Annotated in this window: 15 protein-coding genes and 1 pseudogene; 7 read left to right on the top strand and 9 right to left on the bottom strand. The window is 46.1% G+C overall.

The window, feature by feature from the left end; genetic code table 11:
• The 5 genes from NA59_RS00825 to NA59_RS00805 all read right to left on the bottom strand — a co-directional run bounded on the left by NA59_RS00825 (position 1) and on the right by NA59_RS00805 (position 9,349).
• A complete protein-coding gene (locus tag NA59_RS00825; RefSeq protein WP_083944814.1) occupies positions 1-1,914 on the bottom strand; it encodes a bifunctional diguanylate cyclase/phosphodiesterase in 1,914 nt (637 codons plus the stop codon).
• A 127-nt stretch (positions 1,915-2,041) separates the two neighbouring features.
• Complete coding sequence (locus tag NA59_RS00820) at positions 2,042-4,468, bottom strand: glycogen/starch/alpha-glucan phosphorylase (protein ID WP_083944812.1); 2,427 nt, start codon at positions 4,466-4,468, stop codon at positions 2,042-2,044.
• Positions 4,469-4,480: 12 nt separating this feature from the next.
• Entirely contained in the window at positions 4,481-6,325 is a 1,845-nt protein-coding gene (locus NA59_RS14670) for a pyruvate kinase (RefSeq protein WP_044406427.1), read from the bottom strand.
• Positions 6,326-6,360: 35 nt separating this feature from the next.
• Positions 6,361-8,319, bottom strand: coding sequence for a PhoX family protein (locus tag NA59_RS00810; RefSeq protein ID WP_044406423.1), 1,959 nt, complete (start codon positions 8,317-8,319; stop codon positions 6,361-6,363).
• Between the two features lie 4 nt (positions 8,320-8,323).
• Positions 8,324-9,349, bottom strand: a complete 1,026-nt coding sequence (locus NA59_RS00805; protein WP_044406420.1) for a glycosyltransferase family 4 protein — start codon at positions 9,347-9,349, stop codon at positions 8,324-8,326.
• A gap of 143 nt (positions 9,350-9,492) precedes the next feature.
• On the opposite strand from NA59_RS00805, the gene NA59_RS00800 reads away from it, so the two are divergent.
• The gene (locus tag NA59_RS00800; RefSeq protein WP_083944810.1) at positions 9,493-10,323 is read left to right on the top strand and encodes a UDP-2,3-diacylglucosamine diphosphatase; all 831 of its coding nucleotides are present in this window, start codon (positions 9,493-9,495) and stop codon (positions 10,321-10,323) included.
• Positions 10,324-10,403: 80 nt separating this feature from the next.
• Complete coding sequence (locus NA59_RS00795) at positions 10,404-10,649, top strand: CCDC90 family protein (protein ID WP_044406417.1); 246 nt, start codon at positions 10,404-10,406, stop codon at positions 10,647-10,649.
• On the opposite strand, the gene NA59_RS00790 is transcribed toward NA59_RS00795, so the two are convergent.
• The 3 genes from NA59_RS00790 to NA59_RS15655 form a co-directional block, all read right to left on the bottom strand.
• Positions 10,646-12,367 (bottom strand): bifunctional ornithine lipid synthase OlsF, encoded by a 1,722-nt coding sequence (locus NA59_RS00790; RefSeq protein WP_044406410.1) that lies wholly within the window; start codon positions 12,365-12,367, stop codon positions 10,646-10,648. The two genes, NA59_RS00795 and NA59_RS00790, sit on opposite strands and share 4 nt — an antisense overlap.
• A gap of 127 nt (positions 12,368-12,494) precedes the next feature.
• Complete coding sequence (locus NA59_RS14110) at positions 12,495-14,966, bottom strand: methyl-accepting chemotaxis protein (RefSeq protein WP_052501359.1); 2,472 nt, start codon at positions 14,964-14,966, stop codon at positions 12,495-12,497.
• 382 nt (positions 14,967-15,348) lie between these two features.
• On the bottom strand, positions 15,349-15,474 hold the full coding sequence (locus tag NA59_RS15655) for a hypothetical protein (RefSeq protein WP_269763817.1): 126 nt from the start codon (positions 15,472-15,474) through the stop codon (positions 15,349-15,351).
• Here NA59_RS15655 and NA59_RS00780 point away from each other — a divergent pair.
• From NA59_RS00780 to NA59_RS15450, 5 genes and pseudogenes are all read left to right on the top strand, one after another.
• On the top strand, positions 15,473-15,709 hold the full coding sequence (locus tag NA59_RS00780; RefSeq protein WP_044406407.1) for a hypothetical protein: 237 nt from the start codon (positions 15,473-15,475) through the stop codon (positions 15,707-15,709). The two genes, NA59_RS15655 and NA59_RS00780, sit on opposite strands and share 2 nt — an antisense overlap.
• Before the next feature lie 198 nt (positions 15,710-15,907).
• A complete protein-coding gene (locus NA59_RS00775; RefSeq protein WP_044406403.1) occupies positions 15,908-16,165 on the top strand; it encodes a type II toxin-antitoxin system Phd/YefM family antitoxin in 258 nt (85 codons plus the stop codon).
• Positions 16,156-16,409 (top strand): annotated as a pseudogene (locus NA59_RS00770) (Txe/YoeB family addiction module toxin). The gene NA59_RS00775 and the pseudogene NA59_RS00770 overlap by 10 nt, the downstream one beginning before the upstream one ends.
• A 13-nt stretch (positions 16,410-16,422) precedes the next feature.
• Positions 16,423-20,358, top strand: coding sequence for an ATP-dependent RNA helicase HrpA (gene hrpA / locus NA59_RS00765; RefSeq protein ID WP_044406401.1), 3,936 nt, complete (start codon positions 16,423-16,425; stop codon positions 20,356-20,358).
• Between the two features lie 51 nt (positions 20,359-20,409).
• Positions 20,410-20,868: a c-type cytochrome gene (locus tag NA59_RS15450; protein ID WP_232504002.1), complete on the top strand. Its 459-nt coding sequence runs from the start codon at positions 20,410-20,412 to the stop codon at positions 20,866-20,868.
• A 181-nt stretch (positions 20,869-21,049) separates the two neighbouring features.
• On the opposite strand, the gene NA59_RS00755 is transcribed toward NA59_RS15450, so the two are convergent.
• Complete coding sequence (locus NA59_RS00755) at positions 21,050-21,961, bottom strand: 1-aminocyclopropane-1-carboxylate deaminase/D-cysteine desulfhydrase (protein WP_083944808.1); 912 nt, start codon at positions 21,959-21,961, stop codon at positions 21,050-21,052.
• Between the last annotated feature and the right edge of the window lie 38 nt (positions 21,962-21,999).

Below are 21,999 nucleotides of genomic sequence, written 5' to 3'. Positions count from 1 at the left end.
TCAGTGTCCTTGATTTAATAAATTAATCTGATTATCTTGGTTAGCTTCAATCATAATCCAGCTATTGCCAGCCGTTTGTTTGGCTTGCTTTTTGGCTTTTGTCGCTAAGCCAGCAATTTTTTGCTGATGGGCGACCAGGCCTGGTGGCACCACGAGTACTCCAAGCGATAAACTCATCATTGGAAAAAACTCGGTTTCACCGTGTCGATTGACGCTGACTATCCCGCCTTGTTCGCGGTCGTTGGGTAGGTAGAAGTCTTGAATGAGTTGATTAAATTGCGCCAGAATGGCTTCGCAGGTGGTTGGGTAAGCATGGGTGTTGTTTTGAATTATCATAAAGTCATCGCCGCCAATATGACCAATAAAGTCATCCTGTGGCTGGCAAACGCCTTGTAAAATACGGGACAATTGGCGAATGATTTCATCGCCTTGCTCGTAACTGTAAAAATCGTTATAGGGTTTAAAGTGATCAGCATCCACATAGATCACGCTAAAGCCTTCACGCTTTTCTATAGATTGTTGCAAATGACGTTGAATCGGCACATTACCAGGAAGCCCGGAAAGCGGATTGGCGTATTGCGCGTTTTTGACTTTTAGGTCAGTCATTAAACGTAGTAAATCAATAAAGCGCCCACAGCCAAGGTATTGGTTTTGTTGGGTAATAATAAACGCATCGCCATTTTGGTTTCGATGACCATCGGTAATCTCTCGGCTCAGTTGTTCAATCGGGGTGTGAATATCGACAATTATTGGATTTTTATCCATAACGTGTGCTATCGATTTGCGACGGTGTAATTCTTGACCGTAGCGACGTGCCAGTTTATCCATTAAATCGCGCCGCCAGATCATGCCGCAGACCTTGCCTTGTTCAACGATAGGAATGAAGTCGAGTTCCTTGTGGTTAAGCAATTTATGCGCGACCTCATCAACAGAGGCGCTGGGTGCAATACTCTGATTTTGTAACACAAGCTGGGATAAATCACTTGCCACCGTAGCTGAGATGGGTGTTTTTGGCCTGTTATTGAGTTTCCATTGGTGTTGTATTTTTTCGCTAATATGGCGTTCAGGGCGTCGAAATAAATAGCCTTGCGCAAAATCTATCTCTAGTGATTCAATCACCGCTAAGTCTTCGGGGGTTTCAATGCCTTCGGCGATGAGTTGGGTGTTGAGTCCTTGTGCAAGCACTTTAATCGTTTGCAGGAAATGACGTTTTTCTGCGTCTTGCGCAATGCCGCTAATAAAGTGTTTATCTATCTTGACAAAATCGGGGCGTAACTCAGACCAGAGGCGTAACCCGTTGTACCCCGATCCAAGGTCATCAATCGCAACTCTAAAGCCCATTTCGCGATAATGATTAACGGATTGTACAAACAGTTCAAAGTCGTGAACAGGTTGAAGTTCTGTGATTTCTATTACAACGCGATCCAGAGCTAACCCCGTTTCGGCTAGGTAGTCGAGGGTCATGCCTTTTTGATGACTTTCAGTCATCAGTGAGTTGACGCTAATGTTTAGGAATAGATGGTTTTGTGCCTGTTGTTGCTGAAAGGTGTTAATCGATATACTTCGTGCAAGCCAATCCATTTCAAACAAACATCCTTGTTGATCCGCTACTTCAAACAGTTTGAGAGGATGATAGAGTTCTGAATTTTTCGGGCCCCTAATCAAGGCTTCATGGGCAAAAACACATTTGTTTTTTAAATCAATAATCGGTTGAAATAGCGGGGTGAGTTGTTGTTTTTCAAAGATTTCACGTAATATTGGGTCTAGTTTTATGTTAGAAGCATCAAAAAAGTGATTTGACTTGCCAGTGCGTTTCGCTGATGTATTATCGGGTTGATGCGTATTTTTAACCAGTTTTATAAACGGCTGGCTATGTACTGTGTTAGTTGTATGTAACGCGTCAATGTTTGTCATATTAAGCTCATAAAAATAGTTAAGTTTGCGAGGTTCCCTTTGACAGGGGTTAATGCATTTTAGTCTTTTATGATGACGGTAATATGACAGGGTATACAGAATTTTAAGGTGAATAAGTCCTTTTATTCTATTTTAAGTCGTTAAGTTTCCATATATCTCGGTTGTAGTCCTGAATCGTGCGGTCTGCTGAAAAGCGTCCACTGCGGGCGCAATTAAGTAGACTCATTCTGGACCAGGCCTGCGGGTCACGGTAGGCTTGTGCGGCCTGTGCTTGGGCATCAATATAGCTGCGAAAATCGGCCAGCGTTTTCCAGGGATCAGCCGGGTCTTTTGATGAGGCAATGAGTGGATCAAAAATACCGGATTCGAAAAGGCTGAAGTGGCCGACTTCAAGTAAATGAAATATCGCTTGTAAATCCGTGTCTTGATTGATAAGGTCTTGCGGTTGGTAATGACCCTCTAACGCTTGAATTTGGTGAGCTTCAAGACCAAACAAAAAGAAATTTTGCTGACCGAGTGCTTCGAGCATTTCGACGTTCGCGCCATCCAGCGTGCCAATCGTTAGCGCCCCGTTCATCATGAACTTCATATTGCCTGTGCCAGAGGCTTCTTTGCCGGCGGTTGAAATTTGTTCCGATAAATCAGTAGCAGGGCAAACCATTTCCATGGCGGATACCCGATAATCAGGATAAAAAACGACCTTGAGTTTATCGCCGACATCACGATCTTTATTGACGATTTGAGCCACATTATTGATCAGTTTAATCGTCTGTTTTGCCATCCAATAGCCAGGCGCGGCTTTGCCACCGAAAATAACGACGCGGTTTGTCCAGTTGTCGGTCTGCCCTTTTTTTATTTGGCTATATAAATGGATGACATGCAGAACATTAAGGATTTGGCGTTTGTATTGATGAATGCGCTTTACCTGTACATCGAACATGGCTTCAATATTTAGCTCAATACCTGTCTGCTGCGCTACGAAATCAGCAAGCCGTTGTTTGTTGTTCTGCTTGATCTCGCGCCAGCGAGCCAGAAACGCCGAATCGTTTTGATAGGCTTCGAGTTGTTCAAGCTGGTTCAGGTTTGTGATCCAATCGCTCCCTAAGGTGTCGTTGAGTAGGTTGCGCAACGCAGGATTGGCGGCGGCAATCCAACGGCGTGGGGTGACGCCATTGGTTTTGTTGTTAAATTTATGCGGCCAGAGTTGGTAGAAGTGGTTAAACAGTTTGCTTTTTAACAATTCGGAATGAAGCGCGGCCACACCATTAACCGAAAAGCTGCCAACAATCGCAAGGTGCGCCATTTTAACCATGCCATAGCCGTCAATAATCGACAGTTGGCGTTGTTTGTCCAGTTCTCCTGGCCATTTGTAAGACACTTGGACTAGAAAATGGCGGTTGATTTCCTCTATTATCTCCAGTGGGCGTGGTAGTAATGTGCGCATCATCTCAACCGGCCAAGATTCAAGGGCTTCGGGCAATAGGGTGTGGTTGGTATAGGCCATGGTTTGTGTCACAATCAACCAGGCCTGGTTCCATTCAAGTTGATATTCGTCGATTAAAAGCCGCATAAGTTCAGCCACCGCTAAACTGGGATGGGTGTCGTTGAGTTGAAAAACATTGGCTTGAGCAAATTGACTAAAATCAATTCCGTGTTTTTTAACCCAATGGGTCAGCACATCTTGCAGGCTGGCGGAAACTAAAAAGTACTGTTGGCGCAGTCGCAGTGTTTTGCCGTTTTGATTGCTGTCATTGGGGTAGAGCACCATGGTAATACTTTTTGCGCTGTTGTTCGTTGCGACCGCTTCAAAGTAATCGCCTGCGTTAAATTCGTCAAGCTTAAAGGCTTCGGTCGCATTAGCATCCCATAGTCTGAGCGTGTTAACGGTGTTGTTTTGATAGCCAACGATGGGCACATCAAACGGAACGGCTAATACTTCTTCGTCCGCTTGCCAAATAACCTCAAAACGCCCCGTGTCGGGGTCTTTGTGTGTCCAGCAGTGACCACCGAATTTGACTTTACAGGTGTATTCTTTTCGATTCACTTCCCAGGGGTAACTGTTAAATTCAAGCCAGCAGTCGGGCGTTTCAATTTGATGACCGTTTTTTATTAACTGACGAAACAGTCCATATTCATAGCGCAGTCCATAACCCGTAACGGGCAGTGCAAGTGATGCGCAACTGTCCATAAAACAGGCAGCAAGACGCCCCAGCCCGCCGTTGCCAAGCCCGGCATCGGCTTCGGCTTGCTGGATGGATTCAAGCGATAAACCGAGTTCGTTAAATGCTTGAGTCACCTCGTTTTCTATGCCGAGATTTTGCATGTTATTGACCAGCGAGCGCCCAATTAGAAATTCCATTGATAGGTAATAGGCATGACGTTTTTCTTGATGGTGATGGCGAGCCAGGGTTTCACGCCAAGCGGGCATTAGATAGTCACGAATCGCGCTAGCTACCGCGCGATTATAATCTTGCTCGGTGGTAAATCGACGATCAAGTTGATTTTGCAGGTAGTGCAGTAAGCTGGCTTTTAAATCAATCTGTTCGTTATTCATGTCTATTCCTTGTTAAAGCGACCATTGGTTGAGATAAAACAAGCGTTTTTGCTGGCGCGGTTCCATGTTTTCAAGAATCGCATTCAGCACCTTGACCGTTTCAGGTAGGTACGTGCCTTTATTAAGCATCACACATTCGGCACGCACACTCATGGCGGCGTCGGTAATCTCAGGGCGTGAAATAACGCCGGTTTTATTTAGCGTTTCGAGTACTTGAGTGGCCCAAACAACAGGGACTTGGGCGGCTTCACATACACAGAGGATGTCTTCTTGGATTTCAGCCATTTTTACGCTGCCCAGTTCAATCGCTAGATCACCGCGCGCAATCATCACGCCCATCGGGTGCTGATCTACCGTGCCGAGTAGAATTTGCGCAAGATTTTGCACACCTAAACGTGTTTCGATTTTGGCGATAATCGGTAGGTTTTTGCAATCACGTTTAATGAGTTCTTGTTGTAGGTTGTGGATGTCGCTCAGACGTTGTACAAATGAAAACGCCACCATATCGCCGTGTTGACAAATAAAATCGAGATCGGCTAAATCTTTTTCAGTCAGACTGGGAAGATTTAGCGCGGTATCTGGAAAGTTAACGCCCTTATCGGCTTTAACGCGCACGCCCCCGCTACCCGCAATGGTGACACGCAGTTGGGCGCCATCTTGGGTTACTTTTTCTACCACACAACCCAGTTTGCCATCGTCAACCCAAACACCGTGTCCAGTTTGCAATTGGTTAATCACTTCGGGTACTGCAATCGACAAGATAGCGGGTTTTTCTAGTTGTCCGCGTGCATTATAGAGCGCTGGTTTACAGCGGTGTTCTTTGGCACTTAACCATAGAAGGTCGTCTTTTAACAGGCGAATGGGGGATTCTTCGCCGTTAAACAGCGGAAGGCTGAAGGTGTCCACTTCTTTTAAGTGCCCCTTTTTGTCTATGCGTTGCCAGTGGAATTTTAAGTTAGGTGTTAGATAACAGGTTTGCTCTGTCATCGCGTGCCAGCTGTGATCGGGATTTTTTTCAACGAGTTTGATGGCACGCTGTTTGCCTCGGGCATCTTTAAAGAAAAAGCTATCAGCGGGTTTGAGCTTTGGATATAGGTGTGTCGGCAGAGGAATCAGTGGGAAAGGGCAGTTCATGTCTTCTGGGTTGATTTCATCGGGATAAAAACAGACTTGTCCGTATTCAATCACCGCACCCAGTGGATTTTTTTGGGTCTTGATGCGTTTCACGGGTTTAGCTTGCAGTAGTGGGTTGGTTCGCAGTTTGTGTCCCGCAAGGTCAAACATGATTTTACTGTGAAGGTGAAGTTCTTCTTCTGCGGCGCGGATGCGCTTAACCATTTTATGCCAAATGTCAGCTTGGTCGTGCGCGCAGTTGATTCTAAAGCAGTTGACACCCTGTTTGAGTAGGTCGGGAATGAGGTGTTCATCCCAAGCGGCTTGGGTCGGCAGGGTGACCATAATGCGTGCCTTGCGATTGGATGGGTGATGGCCAAATAGCTGTTTGGTATTGGCTTCAAGCGTGGTTTCGGCTGTTTGTTCGGACTGAGCGGCTTCAGGGTGGTAATCTTGGCGTGTGAGTTGCGCTAGTAAGTCTAGTATGCCTTGGATATTGGCTAGGACATGGGATTCACTGTGTCCAAGTGATGATATGGAGAGTTTTGAGAGGGCTTGTTGTAATTGTCGCAGTTCAAAACTGCGCAATGCTAAATAATGCGCAAGATTAAGACGGCGCATAGAGTGATCCTGGCCTTTGTAAAGTGGGTCATCAAGCATGATTGCGGCTTGATGGAGCACGTCATTTCTAAGTTGTAAAACCTGATCAAAAAGTGTTTTGTGGTCGAGCTGTATGACGTCCATATTTTATTCCTATTTGTAGAGTTAAGTTTATAGGATTAAGTACCAATAATGCCTTGATCGCGTTTGCTAATGACCAGCGTAGCCGAGCGAGGCGTGCCTTGTCCTTGCGGCCAGTGGCTTGTAAACTCTCCCTTTGCATAGTCCTCTGCACGGGTGGTGGCACCTGGGTGTTGGACGTTGACAAATAAGGTTTTTCCATCGGGTGTACTGGTGATGCCTGAAATTTCTTGGCCAACTGGGCCCACTAGAAAACGCTTGATGGTTTGGCTAAGTGGGTCGCACACCAGCATTTGGTTATTGCCAAATTGCGCCCAGTCGCCTTGGTTTAGCACCGACTCACTCATGTCGGTTTGAATCCATAAACGCCCTTCAAGATCAAACCAAAGCCCATCAGGGCTGTTAAATTTATTCGTTTGATCCAGCGGTTGATTGGCGAAGGCGCTGTCTTGTTCATCACCCGCTAATAGAAAGATGTCCCAATCAAACTCTAGCGCGTGTTTCGCGGATTCACGCCAGCGAATAATATGTCCCCAGCGGTTTTGCGCACGAGGGTTAGCTTGGTCGGTTTGTTCTTCGGTTCGACGATGATTGTTGGTGAGTGTGAAGTAGACCTCACCATTCTGTGGATGTACCGCCCCCCATTCAGGTCGATCCATTTTGGTTGCGCCAACGCGATCCGCCGCTAAGCGGGTGTTGACCAATACCTCAGCTTGACTGTGAAAGCCGTGCGCCGGGGTGAGTAGCCCTTGACCAAACGTTAAGGCGAGCCATTCACCTTTACCATTATCATGAAAACGTGCGGCATAGAGCGTGCCTTGGTCAAGCAGTTCACCGCCTGATTCACCGGGTTGAAACGGCGCGTCACTGACATATTTATACAGATATTCAAAGCGCGCATCATCCCCCATGTAGCAGACAATCGGTTGACCTGCTTGGGGCTTTTGGAACACCACACCCTCATGGGCAAACCGTCCGAGTGCGGTGCGTTTGATGGGGGTGGATTCTGGGTTAAATGGATCTATTTCGACCACCCAGCCAAAGGTATTGGGTTCGTTTCTGTAGTCATGTTCTGCGCTGTCGGCAAAGGCTTCGCAATGGAAGCGCGTAAAAATGGAATCATGGCTGTCGGTTTTTTCCCATGCATAACGACTGGATTTTTCTTTGCGAACACCATAGCGACTTTGTTCACGCGGCTGAGCGCCTGGATTGTAAAAATAGCCCGCCCAATTTTCTTCACAGGTTAAATAGGTGCCCCAGGGGGTGACACCGTGCGCGCAGTTATTCAGTGTGCCGCGCGCGCTAGTCCCCTCAGGGCTAAAGGCGGTTTTTACCAAATCATGAGCGCGAACTGGGCCCGAAATGAACATCGTTGTTGTGGCATCAATGCGTCGATTAAGTTTGTCTTCAACGGTTTGCCATTCGCCTTGTGCATTGCGTTTAATATGCACCACTGACACGCCATGCGCCGCCATTTCGGCTTTGACCTCATTGAGTGGGCGCAAGCCTTGTTGGTTGAGTTTAATGGCATTGGCGCTGAGCGTCAGACCGTGATAATGGGGGTGCATAAAGCGCGGTTCGACGTATTCGTGGTTTAAAACCAGCAAGCCTTCATTATGGCCTTGATGGATGGGGTAAAAGTGCATGCCATCATGATGGCTGCCAATTTTTAGGTTTTTTTCTGTAGGGTGGGGCAAGGGGCTATCAAAAGGGATCAAGGTTTGTACCTGATAACCCTTGGGGACAATAACTTGGTCTGCGCTGGATATCTTAACGGCTTCAAAACCAAGGCGTTGTGCTGAAAAAGCGGGGCGCTCAGTGGTCGCAAAAGCGGGGGAGATAAAGCCAAGCATGGCGCTACTGAGTGCGCCCTTTAGCAAGTGTCTTCGGCTCATGCGTCGTTCAATAACTTGATTTAAATGACTGTTTTTTGACAAGTTGCAAAGGTCTTCATCGCCTTCGTGATGATCAATAATCTGGCTGTGGTGTGTGGTCATCGGTTTATCTCTCGTTGCGTTGAATAGGAGCAAGTTGGTTTAAAAACGCTTGGGCCACCTCGGCCCAGTCATAGTGGGCGACACTGGGCGCGATGTACTCAGGTTCCAGCTCTAGTGCTTCCTCTATTGCATCTTCAAGGTCTTCATTAAGCGTTCCATTGACACCGTGGTTGATAATATCAATTGGGCCAGTAACCGGAAATGCCGCTACAGGCGTGCCGCAGGCCATCGCTTCGATATTAACCAGTCCAAAGGTGTCAGTGAGTGAGGGAAACACCATTACATCGGCACTTGCATAATATTGCGCCAATTCCTGACCGGTTTTTACACCGATAAAATGGGTTTTGGGAAAGCGTTTTTGCAGTTCCGATTTGGCGGGACCATCGCCGATAAAGACTTTGCTGCCTGCAATCGGTAATCGTAAAAAGGCTTCAAGGTTTTTTTCAACGGCAATCCGCCCAACATAGAGCAATATCGGCCGAGGGTAAGGTAGGTCGATAGCCTGCCCAGGGTGAAAAATGCTTTTATCTACCCCACGGCTCATCATCACCAGATTGTTGAAGCCGCGTTGATTTAATTCGCTCATGATGCTTTGCGCAGGCACAAAGGTGCGTGTTGCTGGCAGATGAAAATGCGCGAGCAATCGATAGGTCCATTCTTGTGGAATCGGTAGACGTTTACGCAGATACTCTGGGTATTTGGTGTGATAAGCGCTGGTGAAGGGGAGGTTGTTTTTAATCGCCCATCGCCGAGCGCGCCACCCTAAACTGCCTTCGGTGGCAATGTGAATGGCATCCGGTTGAAAGTCGTCCAAGCGTTGTGCAAGATTTTTGGCTTGCCAGACGAACGGAATTTCTCGGTAGCTGGGCAGGCCAAAGTAGGCATAATCATAAGGGTGAATGATGTCCAGCTCAATATTCATCATTTGCAGATGATTGACTAATTGGGTTAAGGTGGTGACGACACCATTCACCTGTGGATGCCAAGCATCGGTGACCAGCGTGATGCGTTTGATTGTGTTTGTATTCATATCCTTGTCCTTTTCTTTTAATCATACGTTTGTTAAATGAAACAAATATGACAACCAGGCCTGGTCACAAAAACGTCAATTTGTCGTCATATCAAGTTCACTCAGTCGCGCTAGTATGGTTAAACGTTGATAAGGTGAGAGTAATGATGCTAAAAGAACGCGCCGCTATTCCGGCATGGATGAAGGATATTGAAACCCCAATAGAGGAGGCTGAGCACTCTCCCGTTAAAGTCAGAACCATTTGGATATCGGATGTGCATCTCGGATCGAAAGGGGCTAAGGCCGATGAATTATCCGATTTTTTAAAAACCTATAATTGCGATACCTTGTTTTTGGTTGGGGATATTATTGATGGGTGGCGGATGCGAAAAAAACCTTTTTGGCCGCAAGCGCATACCAATGTGATTCGACGCATTTTAACCCGCGCTAAACGCGGCACCCGTGTCATTTATATTACCGGTAATCATGATGATGTGATGCGACGCTATTCAGGGATAGAGTTCGGCAATGTCTTGTTAGTGGATGAATATATTTATCAGCTAAAAAACGGACAAAAATTATGGGTGATTCACGGCGATCAGTTTGATGGTGTTATCCAGTGTCATCGCTGGCTGGCTTTTTTAGGTGATTGGGCCTATGAAACGGTGCTAAACGTTAATCGCTGGTTTAATGCGGCGCGTCGTCGTTTAGGGTTTGGCTATTGGTCTTTGTCGGCCTATCTAAAATACAAGGTAAAACGTGCCGTCAACTTTATTAGTGATTTTGAACAGGCGGTAGCAAAATCGGCCAGCCAAAAGCAGGTTCAAGGTGTGGTGTGTGGCCATATACATCACCCTGAGATCCGCCAGTTTGAGCAGGGTGTAACCTATTATAACTGCGGTGATTGGGTTGAATCCCTAAGCGCACTTATTGAAGACGAGCAAGGCGAAATCCACCTCATCCGCTGGTCATCAAGCGAGCAAGAAGCGGCTTGATGAGGCGTTGTTTTTTGTTGTTTGGTGATATAATCAGTCCGTAGAACTTTAATGGAATTTTAATCGTGTGGAGTTGAGTCATGTCAATCGTCAATTTTGATACTTTAGAGTATGTAAAAGAACTCGAAAAAAATGGCTTTACAGCCCAGCAGGCAGAAGCGTTAGCCACAAGTCAAAAGCGCGCTTTTGAGCAGGCGCTAGAAACACAGTTGGCAACAAAGCGCGATACATGGGAAATTAAGACTGAGCAGAAGTTGCATCGTTGGATGATTGGTTTTAATCTTGCTCTTTCGATGGCTATTTTGTACAAGCTTTTTGCCGATTAAATCCCTTTCATGTAGCGTTGTTTTTTCTTTTCTTTTATTTTGTCGAGTTCGACAATGATCAAGCTGTCAATACAATGTCCAAACTGGGCATCTACGCTAAAACCGATAAAGTGACAGCCTTGTTCATCACATAGCTCACTGTATTGTTTGTAGAGTGTAGGCACCTTGACCCCGAGTTGATCCAGTTGGTGATTTAGGCGTTTGAAGCAGGTGGCGTAATCCTGCGAAAAATCATCGGCTACCTGTTTTTGGGTGTCGCTTGTCAAGGCATAAGGCGCTTTGGCTTGCGCGAGATGTTGCCAGCTGCCAAATTGTTGTTGATAAAAACCGATCAGTTTTTGTTTAGCAGGCTCAGGATAGGCTGCGCTTAAACTGACAGGGCCAAACAGGTATTTAACCTCTGGATGGGCGGCAATATAAGCGCCAATACCATACCAAAGGTAATCTAAGCTTCGCAGTCCCCAGTAACGCGGTTGAACAAAACTACGCCCCAGTTCAATCGATGAGGGCAGCAAGGCGAGCATGGCTTCATCATAGTTAAACAGACTGTGGGTATAAAAGCCCTCGATCCCTTTGTTTTCGAGAATCTGCTTTCCTTCGCCAATCCGATAAGCGCCGACAATGTCGAGGTTTTCGTCATCCCATAATACTAAATGACGGTAGTAGCTATCGTATTTATCAAGATCCAATGAACCGCCTGTCCCTTCTTCTACCGTGCGGAAAGTGAGTTCTCTTAGACGCCCGATTTCATGCATCACGGGTGAATCGTCTTTGTAGTCATACAAATAGATGATTTTTCCATCCGCGGTTTGTCCCAGTTTTTGCGCTTGTTTCAGCTCACGTTTAAGTGCCTTAGGGTCAACAGGGTGGGCAACGGTGATTTCAGCGTCAAACAATGGGTTTTGCGCTATTTTTTTCGGGTTGTTTAGGCGGTAAAGGTGTTTTCTAAAGCGTGCGGCCAGTACTTTTTCTTCTAGGTCTAATTTTTTAATGGCTTTCCAGTTTATTGGCTTGCCAATGTGGAAGGCAATTTCCTTGTCATCTTTGTTGAACATTTCTTGGATCAGCATCGCTGTGCCTAAGGGTTTGTAAATGGCGGATAAACTATAAAATAACGCTGAATTACGTGCTTCAATCAAGATGGGGAGAATGGGTGAGTGCGTTTTTTCAGCGAGTCGAATAAAGCCCGCTTTCCACTTGCCATCGCGCACACCGTTCGGACGAATGCGAGACACTTCGCCTGCGGGGAAGATAATCATCGCTTCGTTGTTGTTAAGCGCCGATAACATATTTTTGTATTGGGTTTTGTGCGATACCTTGCCCGACATATTATCAACTGGAATAAATAATGAGCGAATCGGGTCGAGTTGAGTGAGCAAATCATTCGCGACGATGCGCACATCTGGACGGACTGAACGTACTAGTTTGAGCAGTGCAAGTCCATCCAAGGAGCCGATAGGGTGGTTAGCGACAATAATAACGCGACCTTCTGAGGGAATATAACCTAGCTCACGGGCGCTAATTTGATAGCCAAAGTTAAAGTGGTCGAGCACTTTGTTTAAAAAGTTAAAACCGCGTAAGTGTTGATGGGTTTCAATAAATTGATTAATTTCATCTTGATGGGTGAGGGCTTTAAGCAGTTTCACCATTAGCTTGGCACCCGGTTTTTTATTGAAATCTGGGAAGCGGTCTTCAAGGGTTTTTTCAAGGTTTAGCATGTCTGATCTCTTTTAAAATAAGATAAATAATGCCGGTGTTAGATGACAAGCGTATGACAGCTTGATGAGGTGTTTATGAATTGACATCTTCCGGCGAGGAAGATGTCAAGGCTATCTGGGTTGTGGGTTAATTTAACCTTTTTTGTGGTTCTGCTGTGTTAAAAAAGGCCATATCCTCTTGTAATAACTTAGCCTGTTCAGTGAGGCTTTCTGAGGCGGCGGAGGTTTCCTCAACTAATGCCGCGTTTTGTTGGGTGACGCCATCGATTTGTGCAATGGCTTGGTGCACCTGCTGAATGCCTGCGGATTGCTCTGTAGAAGCGGCGGCAATTTGATTGATTTTTAATGTAATATCGTCAATCGAATTATTGATACCATTGAGCATTTCACCTGATTGAGATGCAAGCTGGGTGCCTTCATCGATGCGGGCTACGCTTTCGTTAATCAGTGCTTTAATATCCTTGGCGGCGTTAGCCGATTTTTGCGCTAAGGCACGCACTTCACTGGCGACCACCGCAAACCCTCTACCGTGTTCACCGGCACGTGCCGCTTCAACGGCGGCGTTTAGCGCCAGTAAGTTGGTTTGAAAGGCAATGCCGTCAATCAAGCTGACGATCTCTGCGATGCGGTGGCTTGAGTTCTGAATATTGCCCATGGCTTCAATGGTTTTTTGCATCACCTCAGCACCTTGTTGTGTTTGTGTTTGAACCTGTTGTACAACCTGTGCCGTTTGTTGGGCATTGTCGGTATTTTGCTGTACGGCGGCGTTCATTTGGTTCATTGTGGCAGAGGTTTGCTCTAAAGCCGCCGCTTGCTCTTGCACACGCTGACTTAAGTTGTTTGATCCGTCAAATACCTCTGCGGCGGCACCGCTGACAACTTCAGAGGCATGCACGGCCTGTGACACAACCTGTATCAGTTTTTCAGCCGTAGCGTTGACAGCCTCTGTGAGTATGCGCAATTCGCCATGGTAATGGGCGGTTATTTTTTGGGTTAGGTCTCCCTTTGATTGCGCTACCACAATTCGGGTGATGTCTTGCATCGCACTTTCTAGCGCATCCATTGAACCATTAATCCCATTTTTAAGCGTGAGTAGATCACCCTGTGCATCCGTTTTGACGCGATGCTGGAATTTGCCTGCTTGCATTTTCTGCATAACAACAATAATGTCGCCAATGGTTGTGTGTAAGCCTTGCATCGCGCTATTGGCACTTTGTACCATTTGACGGTATGCTCCTTGAACCTGGTCATCAATGCTGACATTAAAACGACCTTCCTCCAGTGAGCGCATCGCTGTTTGCAGTTGTTCCATGGTGAACTTGATGCTGCCCACCGTATCATTTACGCCTTGTTTTAATCGTTTAAAATCACCTTCAAACTCACCCTCAACTTGACTGCTGAATTCACCATTAGCTACGTTTTGTAGCACGTGGGTGGTGCGCTTGATCGAGGTTTCCATATTGTCTATTAACTGGTTAAATGAGCTTGATATCATGCCTAATTCATTGTCAGTTGCCGCTAAACGTGTAGATAGGTTACCTGTTTGGCTTATTTGACGCATACTGGCCGCCATGGTTTGAATTGGCTTGAGCTCTTTGCGTACAATAAAGGTCATGATTAGCGCAAGCAGGATAATGAGTAGTAGCACACTCAGTATCGATAGCATGTAAAACTGATTGGTTAGGCCCGCGGTGGCTAAGATTTCCGGTTTGCTTGCTGAGGCAACCAGTGTCCAATTAAATCCATTGATCGTGATAAAGGCTGCTAACCTATCCTCACCGGACACATCTTGGTATTCCGCTACACCTTGTTTTTGTTCCAGCATTGTTTTGAGTTGGGAGGCGTCTTGAAGGGGGAGGTCATTGATGTTCTTTCCTTCTTGCGTGGGGTGTGCCAATAGTTGCCCCGTTGAAGAAAGGATATAAAAATAGCCAAAGTCGCCTATGGCAAGGTTTTTGACTTGCAACATGATCTGCGCGATGTCTTGATCAAGGTTGTATCCAATAAAGTAAATGCCCTCAACACGTCCATTTGAAATGATAGGCTCATAAACCGTCATGTAGTACTTGCCAAACAGCGTGGCGATGCCTCTAAAACGTTCACCCTGAAGTATCTTGGTATAAGCAGGATGTGCGCGGTCAAGGAGTGTGCCGAATGCGCGCGCGCCGTTTTGTGTTGTTAGGGAGGTGGTGACGCGTATAAAGTCATCACCCTCACGCGCAAAAATGGTCGCCACAGAGCCATTGGTGAGCTGTGTGTAATAATCAACAACCTCAAAGTCACCGGTAATCGGTTGGTTGTTGCGTTCGAGTGTATTGTAGGCTTTGCCATTAATGTCTATTTTTTGTGCGCTAGGGGTGAGTGGTCCCATCAAGCTTTTTAAAACATTAAATGAGGTCTCGGCACCTTGTTCCATTGTTAAAAAGGTATTTTGCAAGCCAAATTCAAGGCTTTCCACTTGGTCTGTCAGGTTCTGCTTGCTCAGTTGTTCAACTTTGGTAGCAAACATGTTCACTATCGCGATCCCGCTGAGCAATAACACAGTCGCAATAATTAACATTTGAATAGCGTTAATTTTAAAAGCGATGCTTTTTTTCATGTTGAGTCCTCTTTAATACTGGGAATATGGTGTCATATTCAAATAGAACAACGTAAGTTGTATTGTTTTATATTTTTTTCTAGCCGCCTAATATAGCGTTTATAAGGTTATTATGTCCACTGGTATTGTTTTTGTCAAAGCTTTTGTATAAGTAATGTTCTTTTTGATGCTCCTTAAAAGCTTGTTAGTTTAAGTGGGACGAGAGGTGGTCTCATTAGGAGTCTATCGGACTAAACCGGTTGAAGCGAAAAGGTTCTGGGTTGAGTCAGATAGGCGGCTAATGCTTTTGATTGTGTATTAACAAGCGCGGAGTTCTTTGCTTAACTGTTGTAAAATACGGTTCCGTTGATTAAGTGGAGTGAATAATAATGCAGGCTAATCCCTACTTTTTGGGCAGGCAACCCTGTAACGGAAGGCGTTTATCAGGCCTGTCGTCATCATGAAGCGATGCATGAGCTTGAGACTGCTCAAGGTCGAGTGCGAGCATTAATGTAGTTATTTCACTCATGGTCTTATTTCCTAAAAACCCAGCCGAACTTTTTCCGTTGATCACGCAAGCGCAGACGTGTGATCAGTTTCGTTTGAAGCGTGATTTAGCGCGACTTCAACTGACACCCGATGAAGAGAAAGACAATCAGGCCTGGTTGCGTTGGTCAGCGCGTTTGCAGCAATCTTTGAGCAAGGTAGAAGTCCGTAAAGCGCTGGTGCCCAAAATTGATTTAACCTCGTTCCCACGCTGCTAACGTATGCACATATGTTTATAACTCGCAGTGACGCACGACGTGGGAACGAGAAAAGGTCGCGCACAGCTTGCCAGAGATTGCCACGGCCTTCGGCCTCGCAATGACGTAAGTTTGGGAACGAGTTAAAGTAAATCGTTAAAGTGTTTGATGGTAATTGTTGTACAATATATTGTCATTAGTTAAGTGGAGTTAATAACAATGCAAGCCGTTACCTATTCTTGGGCCCGTAATAATTTGGCAGATAGTATTAATCAGGTGTGTGATAACCATGAGGCATTAGTGATTACAAAGAAAAATGATCGTGCTGCTGTTTTGATTTCTCTTGAGGATTATCAAGCCTTGGAGGAAACCGCTTATTTACTGCGTAGCCCGAAAAATGCCAAACGCTTAATTGATTCCATTAATGAGCTTGAGGATGGACAAGGTAGAGAGCGAGCATTGATAGAATGCGGTTAATATTTTCAGACAATGCTTGGTCTGACTATTTATTTTGGAAACGCAAGATAAGAAGACCTTGAAGAAAATCAATGATCTGATCCAAGAAATCCAGAGAATGCCTTTTGAAGGGCGTGGCAAGCCTGAGCCGCTTAAACACGCACTGACTGGCTACTGGTCACGTCGCATTAATCAAGAGCATCGTATTGTTTATAAGGTACTCGATGGTGATTTACTGATTGCTCAACTTCGTCATCACTATTAATATTATTTGATTTATGTCCCCATTTCCTAAAAACCCAGCTGAACTTTTTCCGTTGATCACGCAAGCGCAGACGCGTGATCAGTTTCGTTTGAAGCGTGATTTAGCGCGACTTAAGCTAACATCAGATGAAGAAAAAGACAACCAGGCCTGGTTGCGTTGGTCTGCGCGTTTACAGCAATCCTTAAACAAAGTAGAAGCCCGAAAAGCGCTGGTGCCAAAAATTGATTTTGATCCTGCTTTGCCAGTCGTGGGGCGGCGTGATGAGTTGTTAGCGCTTATTAAAACCCATCAAGTGGTGGTGATTGCCGGTGAAACCGGTTCGGGTAAGACCACTCAGATTCCCAAAATTTGTTTAGAAGCCGGTCGGGGGGTGTTAGGTCGGATTGGTTGTACCCAACCGCGTCGTATTGCGGCGCGTAGTGTGGCTGAACGTTTATCTGAAGAGTTGGGTTCTAACTTGGGTGAATTGGTCGGTTATCAAGTACGGTTCCATGATCAAGTGCATGAAACCAGTTTAATCAAGGTGATGACCGACGGTATTCTGTTGGCTGAAATTCAAAATGACCGTTTTTTAAGCCAATACGATACGATTATTATTGATGAAGCCCATGAGCGCAGCATTAATATTGATTTTCTACTCGGTATTCTGAAACAACTGCTCCCCAAACGCCCTGATTTAAAACTGATTATCACCTCGGCAACCATCGATACCCAGCGTTTTGCCGCGCATTTTAATCAACCCAACCAAACCGTGCCTATTGTTGAGGTGTCGGGGCGAACTTATCCGGTTGAAGTGCGTTATCGGCCTTTAGGTCAGGTTGAGATGGATGATGGCACGGTGATTGAACAGGATATGACCGCTGGCATCGTCGAGGCGCTTGAGGAGTTAGCCGCCCATGATCGGCATGGCGATGTATTGGTGTTTCAAATCGGTGAGCGTGATATCAAAGAAACCGCCGAAGCCTTACGCAAACAAAATCTAAAAAACACCGATGTCATTCCTTTGTATGCGCGTTTATCGGTTAGCGAGCAGAACAAGGTATTTCAAACGTCCAACAAGCGGCGGATTATTTTATCTACCAATGTCGCGGAAACCTCGCTAACCGTTCCGGGCATTCGCTATGTGATAGACCCAGGCCTGGTTAGAATTAGCCGCTACAGTGTGCGCTCCAAAGTGCAGCGTTTACCGGTTGAGCGCATTTCACAAGCTTCCGCTAACCAGCGTAAAGGCCGATGCGGACGGGTGGCCGATGGTATTTGTATTCGTCTGTATTCGGAAGAGGATTTTAACGCCCGCCCTGAGTTCACCGATCCAGAAATTCATCGCACCTCTTTAAGTTCTGTGCTATTGAATATGGCGCAACTTAAACTTGGCAAGGTGCAAAGCTTTCCGTTTATTGAGCCGCCGGAAGATAAAGCGGTGAATGATGGTTATCGCCAACTGATTGAAATTGGTGCGTTGGATGATAAGAAAAACCTAACCGAAGCAGGGCGCGATTTGGCTCGTTTGCCGTTAGAGCCACGGATTGCCAAAATGGTGTTGGAGGCGGAAAAAAACAATGTGTTGGCCGAGGTGTTAATTATTGCCGCCGCGATTAGTATTCAAGACCCACGCGACATCAACGAACAAACCATGCAAGCGGCACGCACCAAGCATAAACAATGGGAAGACCCGCGCTCGGACTTTTTATTTTTCTTAAACCTCTGGCGTTTTTACGAGTACCAAGCACGCCACCTGAGCCAAAACAAACTGCGCAAATTGTGTAAAACCAATTTCCTATCCTATCTGCGACTGCGTGAATGGCATGATCTGTTTCATCAGCTTAAAGTCAGTTTAAAATCCATTGGCTTAAAAGTCGGTGAACTGCATCTGTATGAGGAAATCACCGAACAAGGGCAGACGCTAGAGCGCTTGAGTGATTTACACAGTATTAATGTGCATCGCTCCTTGCTGGCCGGCTTGTTAGGGCAGGTGATGATGCGCTCGGATGATAATAGCTATCTCGGTGCGCGTGGCACTAAGCTGTTTATTCACCCCAGTTCGGCACAGTTCAAACTTAAACCTAAATGGCTGATGTCAGCAGAAGTGGTGGAAACCAGCAAACTCTATGCGCGAACCAACGCACAGATTGATGTGCGCTGGGTCGAGGAATTAGCGCCGCATTTAATAAAGCGCAGCTACGCTGACCCGCATTGGCAGAAAAAAACCGGTCAGGTTGGAGCCTATGAATCGGTGACACTCTATGGTTTACCGATTGTTAGTCGTCGTGTTTGTAATTATGGCCCAATTAACCCGAAAGAGGCGCGTGGCATTTTTATTCGTGCGTTGGCTCAGCAGGACGTTAATACGCGAGCCGCGTTTTACCAGCACAATCTAAAGCTGATTGAGAACATTGAACGTTACGAAAGCAAACTGCGTCGTCCGGATTTGCTCGTTGAAGAACAGGTGTTGCAAGACTTCTATGCCGCGCGGATTCCTGAACATATCAGCAACCAACCGGCGTTAGAAAGCTGGCTGAAAAAAGCCGGAGCCAAAGCGCAAGACGCCCTCAAGCTCAAAGAATCTGACCTCCTGAAACAGGATTTAGACAGCCAGTATGAGCGTGATTTTCCGGATCAAATTCAACTCAGCCAGCGTATTCCCTTGCAGCTGGATTATCGTTTTGAACCAGGAAAACAACAAGATGGCGTGGTGTTTAAAATTCCGCTCGCAGGTTTAAACCTGGTGAATGAGGCGCAGTTTGAATGGCTAACACCTGGGTTTCTAAAAGAAAAAATAGTATGCTATATCAAGGCATTACCCAAACAACTTCGCAAACAATTTGTGCCCGCGCCTGGGGTAGCTGAGCGAGTGAGTCAACAGCTTGATCCACAGCAAGGTGAATTTGCTCCGCAATTAATCCAAGCGCTTAATCGCGGTATTAACCAGAAAGTATCGGTGGCGGATTTTGGTGCGGTCAATCTGCCGGCGTATTTGCTGCCTTGGTATCAGCTGCTCGATGACAAAGGCAAGCTGATTGCGGAAAGTGCTGATTTAGCCGAGCTAAAACAACGTTATCATCATTTGGTTGAACAACGCATTGCCAGTGGTGATGGCGACAAAAAACAACTGATCACACAATGGGATTTTGGTGATTTAGCCGACCATGAAAATATCAAATCTCACGGCAAACAATTACAAGCCTACCCAGGCCTGGTGCTAGAGCAAGGGCAGGTGGTTTTGTCGCGCAGTGGCGATGAATTGCAAGCTAAAAAACATCATGGTTATGCGGTGTGGGCTTTGCTAAAAAGCCTATTGCAAGACAAGGTTAAGTATTTGCAAAAACACCTTAATCTCAACCAGGCCTGCTTGTGTTTTGCACCTTATGGTTCTTGTGCGCATTTAAATGAGCAGATCATTGATAAAGCATTGCGTCGGCTCGTGATCGAGCCGCAAGCGATTCGCCAACAAGCGCAGTTTCAGCAGGCGCTGGCACGACTGCAAGCCGAATGGGTGCTTGAATCTCAAGCCCTAGCAAAACTCATCACCGAAATTTTAATCGCTCATCAAAAACTAGCGAAGCAGATCAAAGGCAAATTGAATCCGCGCTGGCTCGCTTCGTTGGACGACATTAAAACCCAACTGGATCGCCTAGTACATTTAAACTTTGTGCTAGAGACACCCGATGCGTGGCTTAAACAAACGCCACGTTATCTCAAAGCGCTCGACGTGCGGCTTGAAAAACTCGACCTTGATCCCCAAAAAGATCAGCAAATCCAGCGACAACTGCAAGCTGTGTTGCAAGACTACCAACGTATTGCTCAGGCTTATGACGAACGTCCAACGGCTGAACTCATTGAAATTCGTTGGTTACTTGAAGAATTGCGGGTATCGCTGTTTGCCCAGCCCATGAAAACAATTAAGCCTGTTTCGATAGAACGGATTCAAAAAAGATTAAAATCTTGCTAAATTCCTGTTACACTTGTGTATAGGTTAAAAAGCATAAATAAAGGACTAACCATGAAAACAATCACAATGAGCGTCGCGTTGAGTTTAGGCTTTATGCTAGTGGGGTGTGGTGAGAACCAAACCGAACCTAAAACCACGGTCGATACCCGTGAGGTTACCAAACAAGCGGAACCTCAAGCGCCTTCATTGGGCCAGCGTATTGAAGTGCCTGCTGTGGCTAAGATTGAAGAGGCGGCACCTCTACCTGTACTGACGGAAGTAAAAATGCAACCCAAAGCCGCATCGGGTCAAACACTGTACACCAGTTGCGCGGGTTGTCATGGTATGACCGGTGGTGGCGGTGTGGGTCCTAAACTACAAGGCCAACCTGAAGAAGATCTTATCAGTAAAATGATGCTATATCGTGCAGGCGAGCAGGTCGGTCCGATGACCGGCATGATGGCACCAATGGCGAAAGACATGTCTGACGAAGATATTCAGAATGTGGTTAGATTTATTCTTACTTTTTAGATCTAAGTTTTTAACTCTCTTAACCTCGTTCCCACGCTGTGCGTGGGAATGCATACCGATTTAACCTATGAAACAGCCCTCGAACCCAAGTCCAAGGCGCTCCCACGTTCAACGTGGGAGCGAGATCTGATTGTAAGCTATTGATTATTATTTGCTGAAGATGCGTTTGCCCTTAACTCTCTTACCCCTCTCGCCCTTGTAAGCCGCCGCTGTGGTATAGCACCACGCGGCTTCCTCTCTTAAAACAACCATTAGACAATAATTGATAAAACCCATACACCAGTTTAGCCGTGTAAATAGGGTCAAGTAAAACATTAAATTGCGTTTCAAACTCATTGGTTTTATTAATTATTTCATCTGTCGTCTTGCCATAGCCACCGCCATGAAACTCTGTCCATAAATGCCAGTTTTGTTTGTCTTCAGCTATCCAATCTTTAATCTGTGGGATTAAATAATCCGCTTGTTTTAAGCTGGCAATTCCCCAAACCTGTTGATCAGCACGGGCGAATTTGGCCATTCCAGCCAGACTGCCGCCTGTGCCGACGGCGCAAAGCAAGTGACTAAAATCAAGCTGCTGATTTAATTCATTTATCAAGGATTCAAAACCTGCCACAGCCAATGGATTACTGCCGCCTTCGGGTAAAATAAAACCGTTTGGATAAGATTGCTGCAAATCAGATAACCAGCTCGGGTTGTGGCGTAAACGGTATTCGCTACGGCTTAAAAACTCAAACATCATCCCATTTTCTGCGGCTGTTTTTAAGGTGGCCGACCAGGCCTGGTTGTTGTGAGCGAGTTCATCACCACGAATAAACCCGCGTGTGGCAAAGCCATAGGCTTTACCTGCGGCGGCTAAGGCCGCAATGTGGTTGGAATAGGCGCCGCCAAAGCTGATAAGCTCCTGTGCGCCTTGTTGTTTGGCCTGTTCAAGGTTGAGTTTTAGCTTATGCCATTTATTGCCCTGAATCAGCGGATGGTTTAAGTCATCGCGTTTGATCCAGACCTCAATGCCTGCTTGCGCAAACACCGGAGACACAAGCTTTTGTAATGGGGTAGGAATTTGTTGATGAGGTATGGGCATGGTTTGGTACAATAGCGCTCTTTTAATTTTTTACTATTTTACTTGGATTG

This window comes from Thiomicrospira microaerophila (genome assembly GCF_000934765.1).
Lineage (GTDB): Bacteria > Pseudomonadota > Gammaproteobacteria > Thiomicrospirales > Thiomicrospiraceae > Thiomicrospira > Thiomicrospira microaerophila.
The sequence above is the reverse complement of the archived record's forward strand: the minus strand, read 5'-3'. Positions and strand labels throughout refer to the sequence as shown.

Bases quoted from the DNA above. Each gene is read 5' to 3' on its own strand.
- NA59_RS15450 (WP_232504002.1), top strand. From the start codon at position 20,410: ATGAAAACAATCACAATGAGCGTCGCGTTGAGTTTAGGCTTTATGCTA.
- NA59_RS00780 (WP_044406407.1), top strand. From the start codon at position 15,473: ATGGTCTTATTTCCTAAAAACCCAGCCGAACTTTTTCCGTTGATCACG.
- NA59_RS14670 (WP_044406427.1), bottom strand. From the start codon at position 6,325: ATGGACGTCATACAGCTCGACCACAAAACACTTTTTGATCAGGTTTTA.
- NA59_RS00820 (WP_083944812.1), bottom strand. From the start codon at position 4,468: ATGAATAACGAACAGATTGATTTAAAAGCCAGCTTACTGCACTACCTG.
- NA59_RS00790 (WP_044406410.1), bottom strand. From the start codon at position 12,367: ATGCTAAACCTTGAAAAAACCCTTGAAGACCGCTTCCCAGATTTCAAT.
- NA59_RS14110 (WP_052501359.1), bottom strand. From the start codon at position 14,966: ATGAAAAAAAGCATCGCTTTTAAAATTAACGCTATTCAAATGTTAATT.
- NA59_RS00825 (WP_083944814.1), bottom strand. From the start codon at position 1,914: ATGACAAACATTGACGCGTTACATACAACTAACACAGTACATAGCCAG.
- NA59_RS00805 (WP_044406420.1), bottom strand. From the start codon at position 9,349: ATGAATACAAACACAATCAAACGCATCACGCTGGTCACCGATGCTTGG.
- NA59_RS00775 (WP_044406403.1), top strand. From the start codon at position 15,908: ATGCAAGCCGTTACCTATTCTTGGGCCCGTAATAATTTGGCAGATAGT.
- NA59_RS00810 (WP_044406423.1), bottom strand. From the start codon at position 8,319: ATGACCACACACCACAGCCAGATTATTGATCATCACGAAGGCGATGAA.
- hrpA (WP_044406401.1), top strand. From the start codon at position 16,423: ATGTCCCCATTTCCTAAAAACCCAGCTGAACTTTTTCCGTTGATCACG.
- NA59_RS00795 (WP_044406417.1), top strand. From the start codon at position 10,404: ATGTCAATCGTCAATTTTGATACTTTAGAGTATGTAAAAGAACTCGAA.
- NA59_RS00800 (WP_083944810.1), top strand. From the start codon at position 9,493: ATGATGCTAAAAGAACGCGCCGCTATTCCGGCATGGATGAAGGATATT.
- NA59_RS15655 (WP_269763817.1), bottom strand. From the start codon at position 15,474: ATGAGTGAAATAACTACATTAATGCTCGCACTCGACCTTGAGCAGTCT.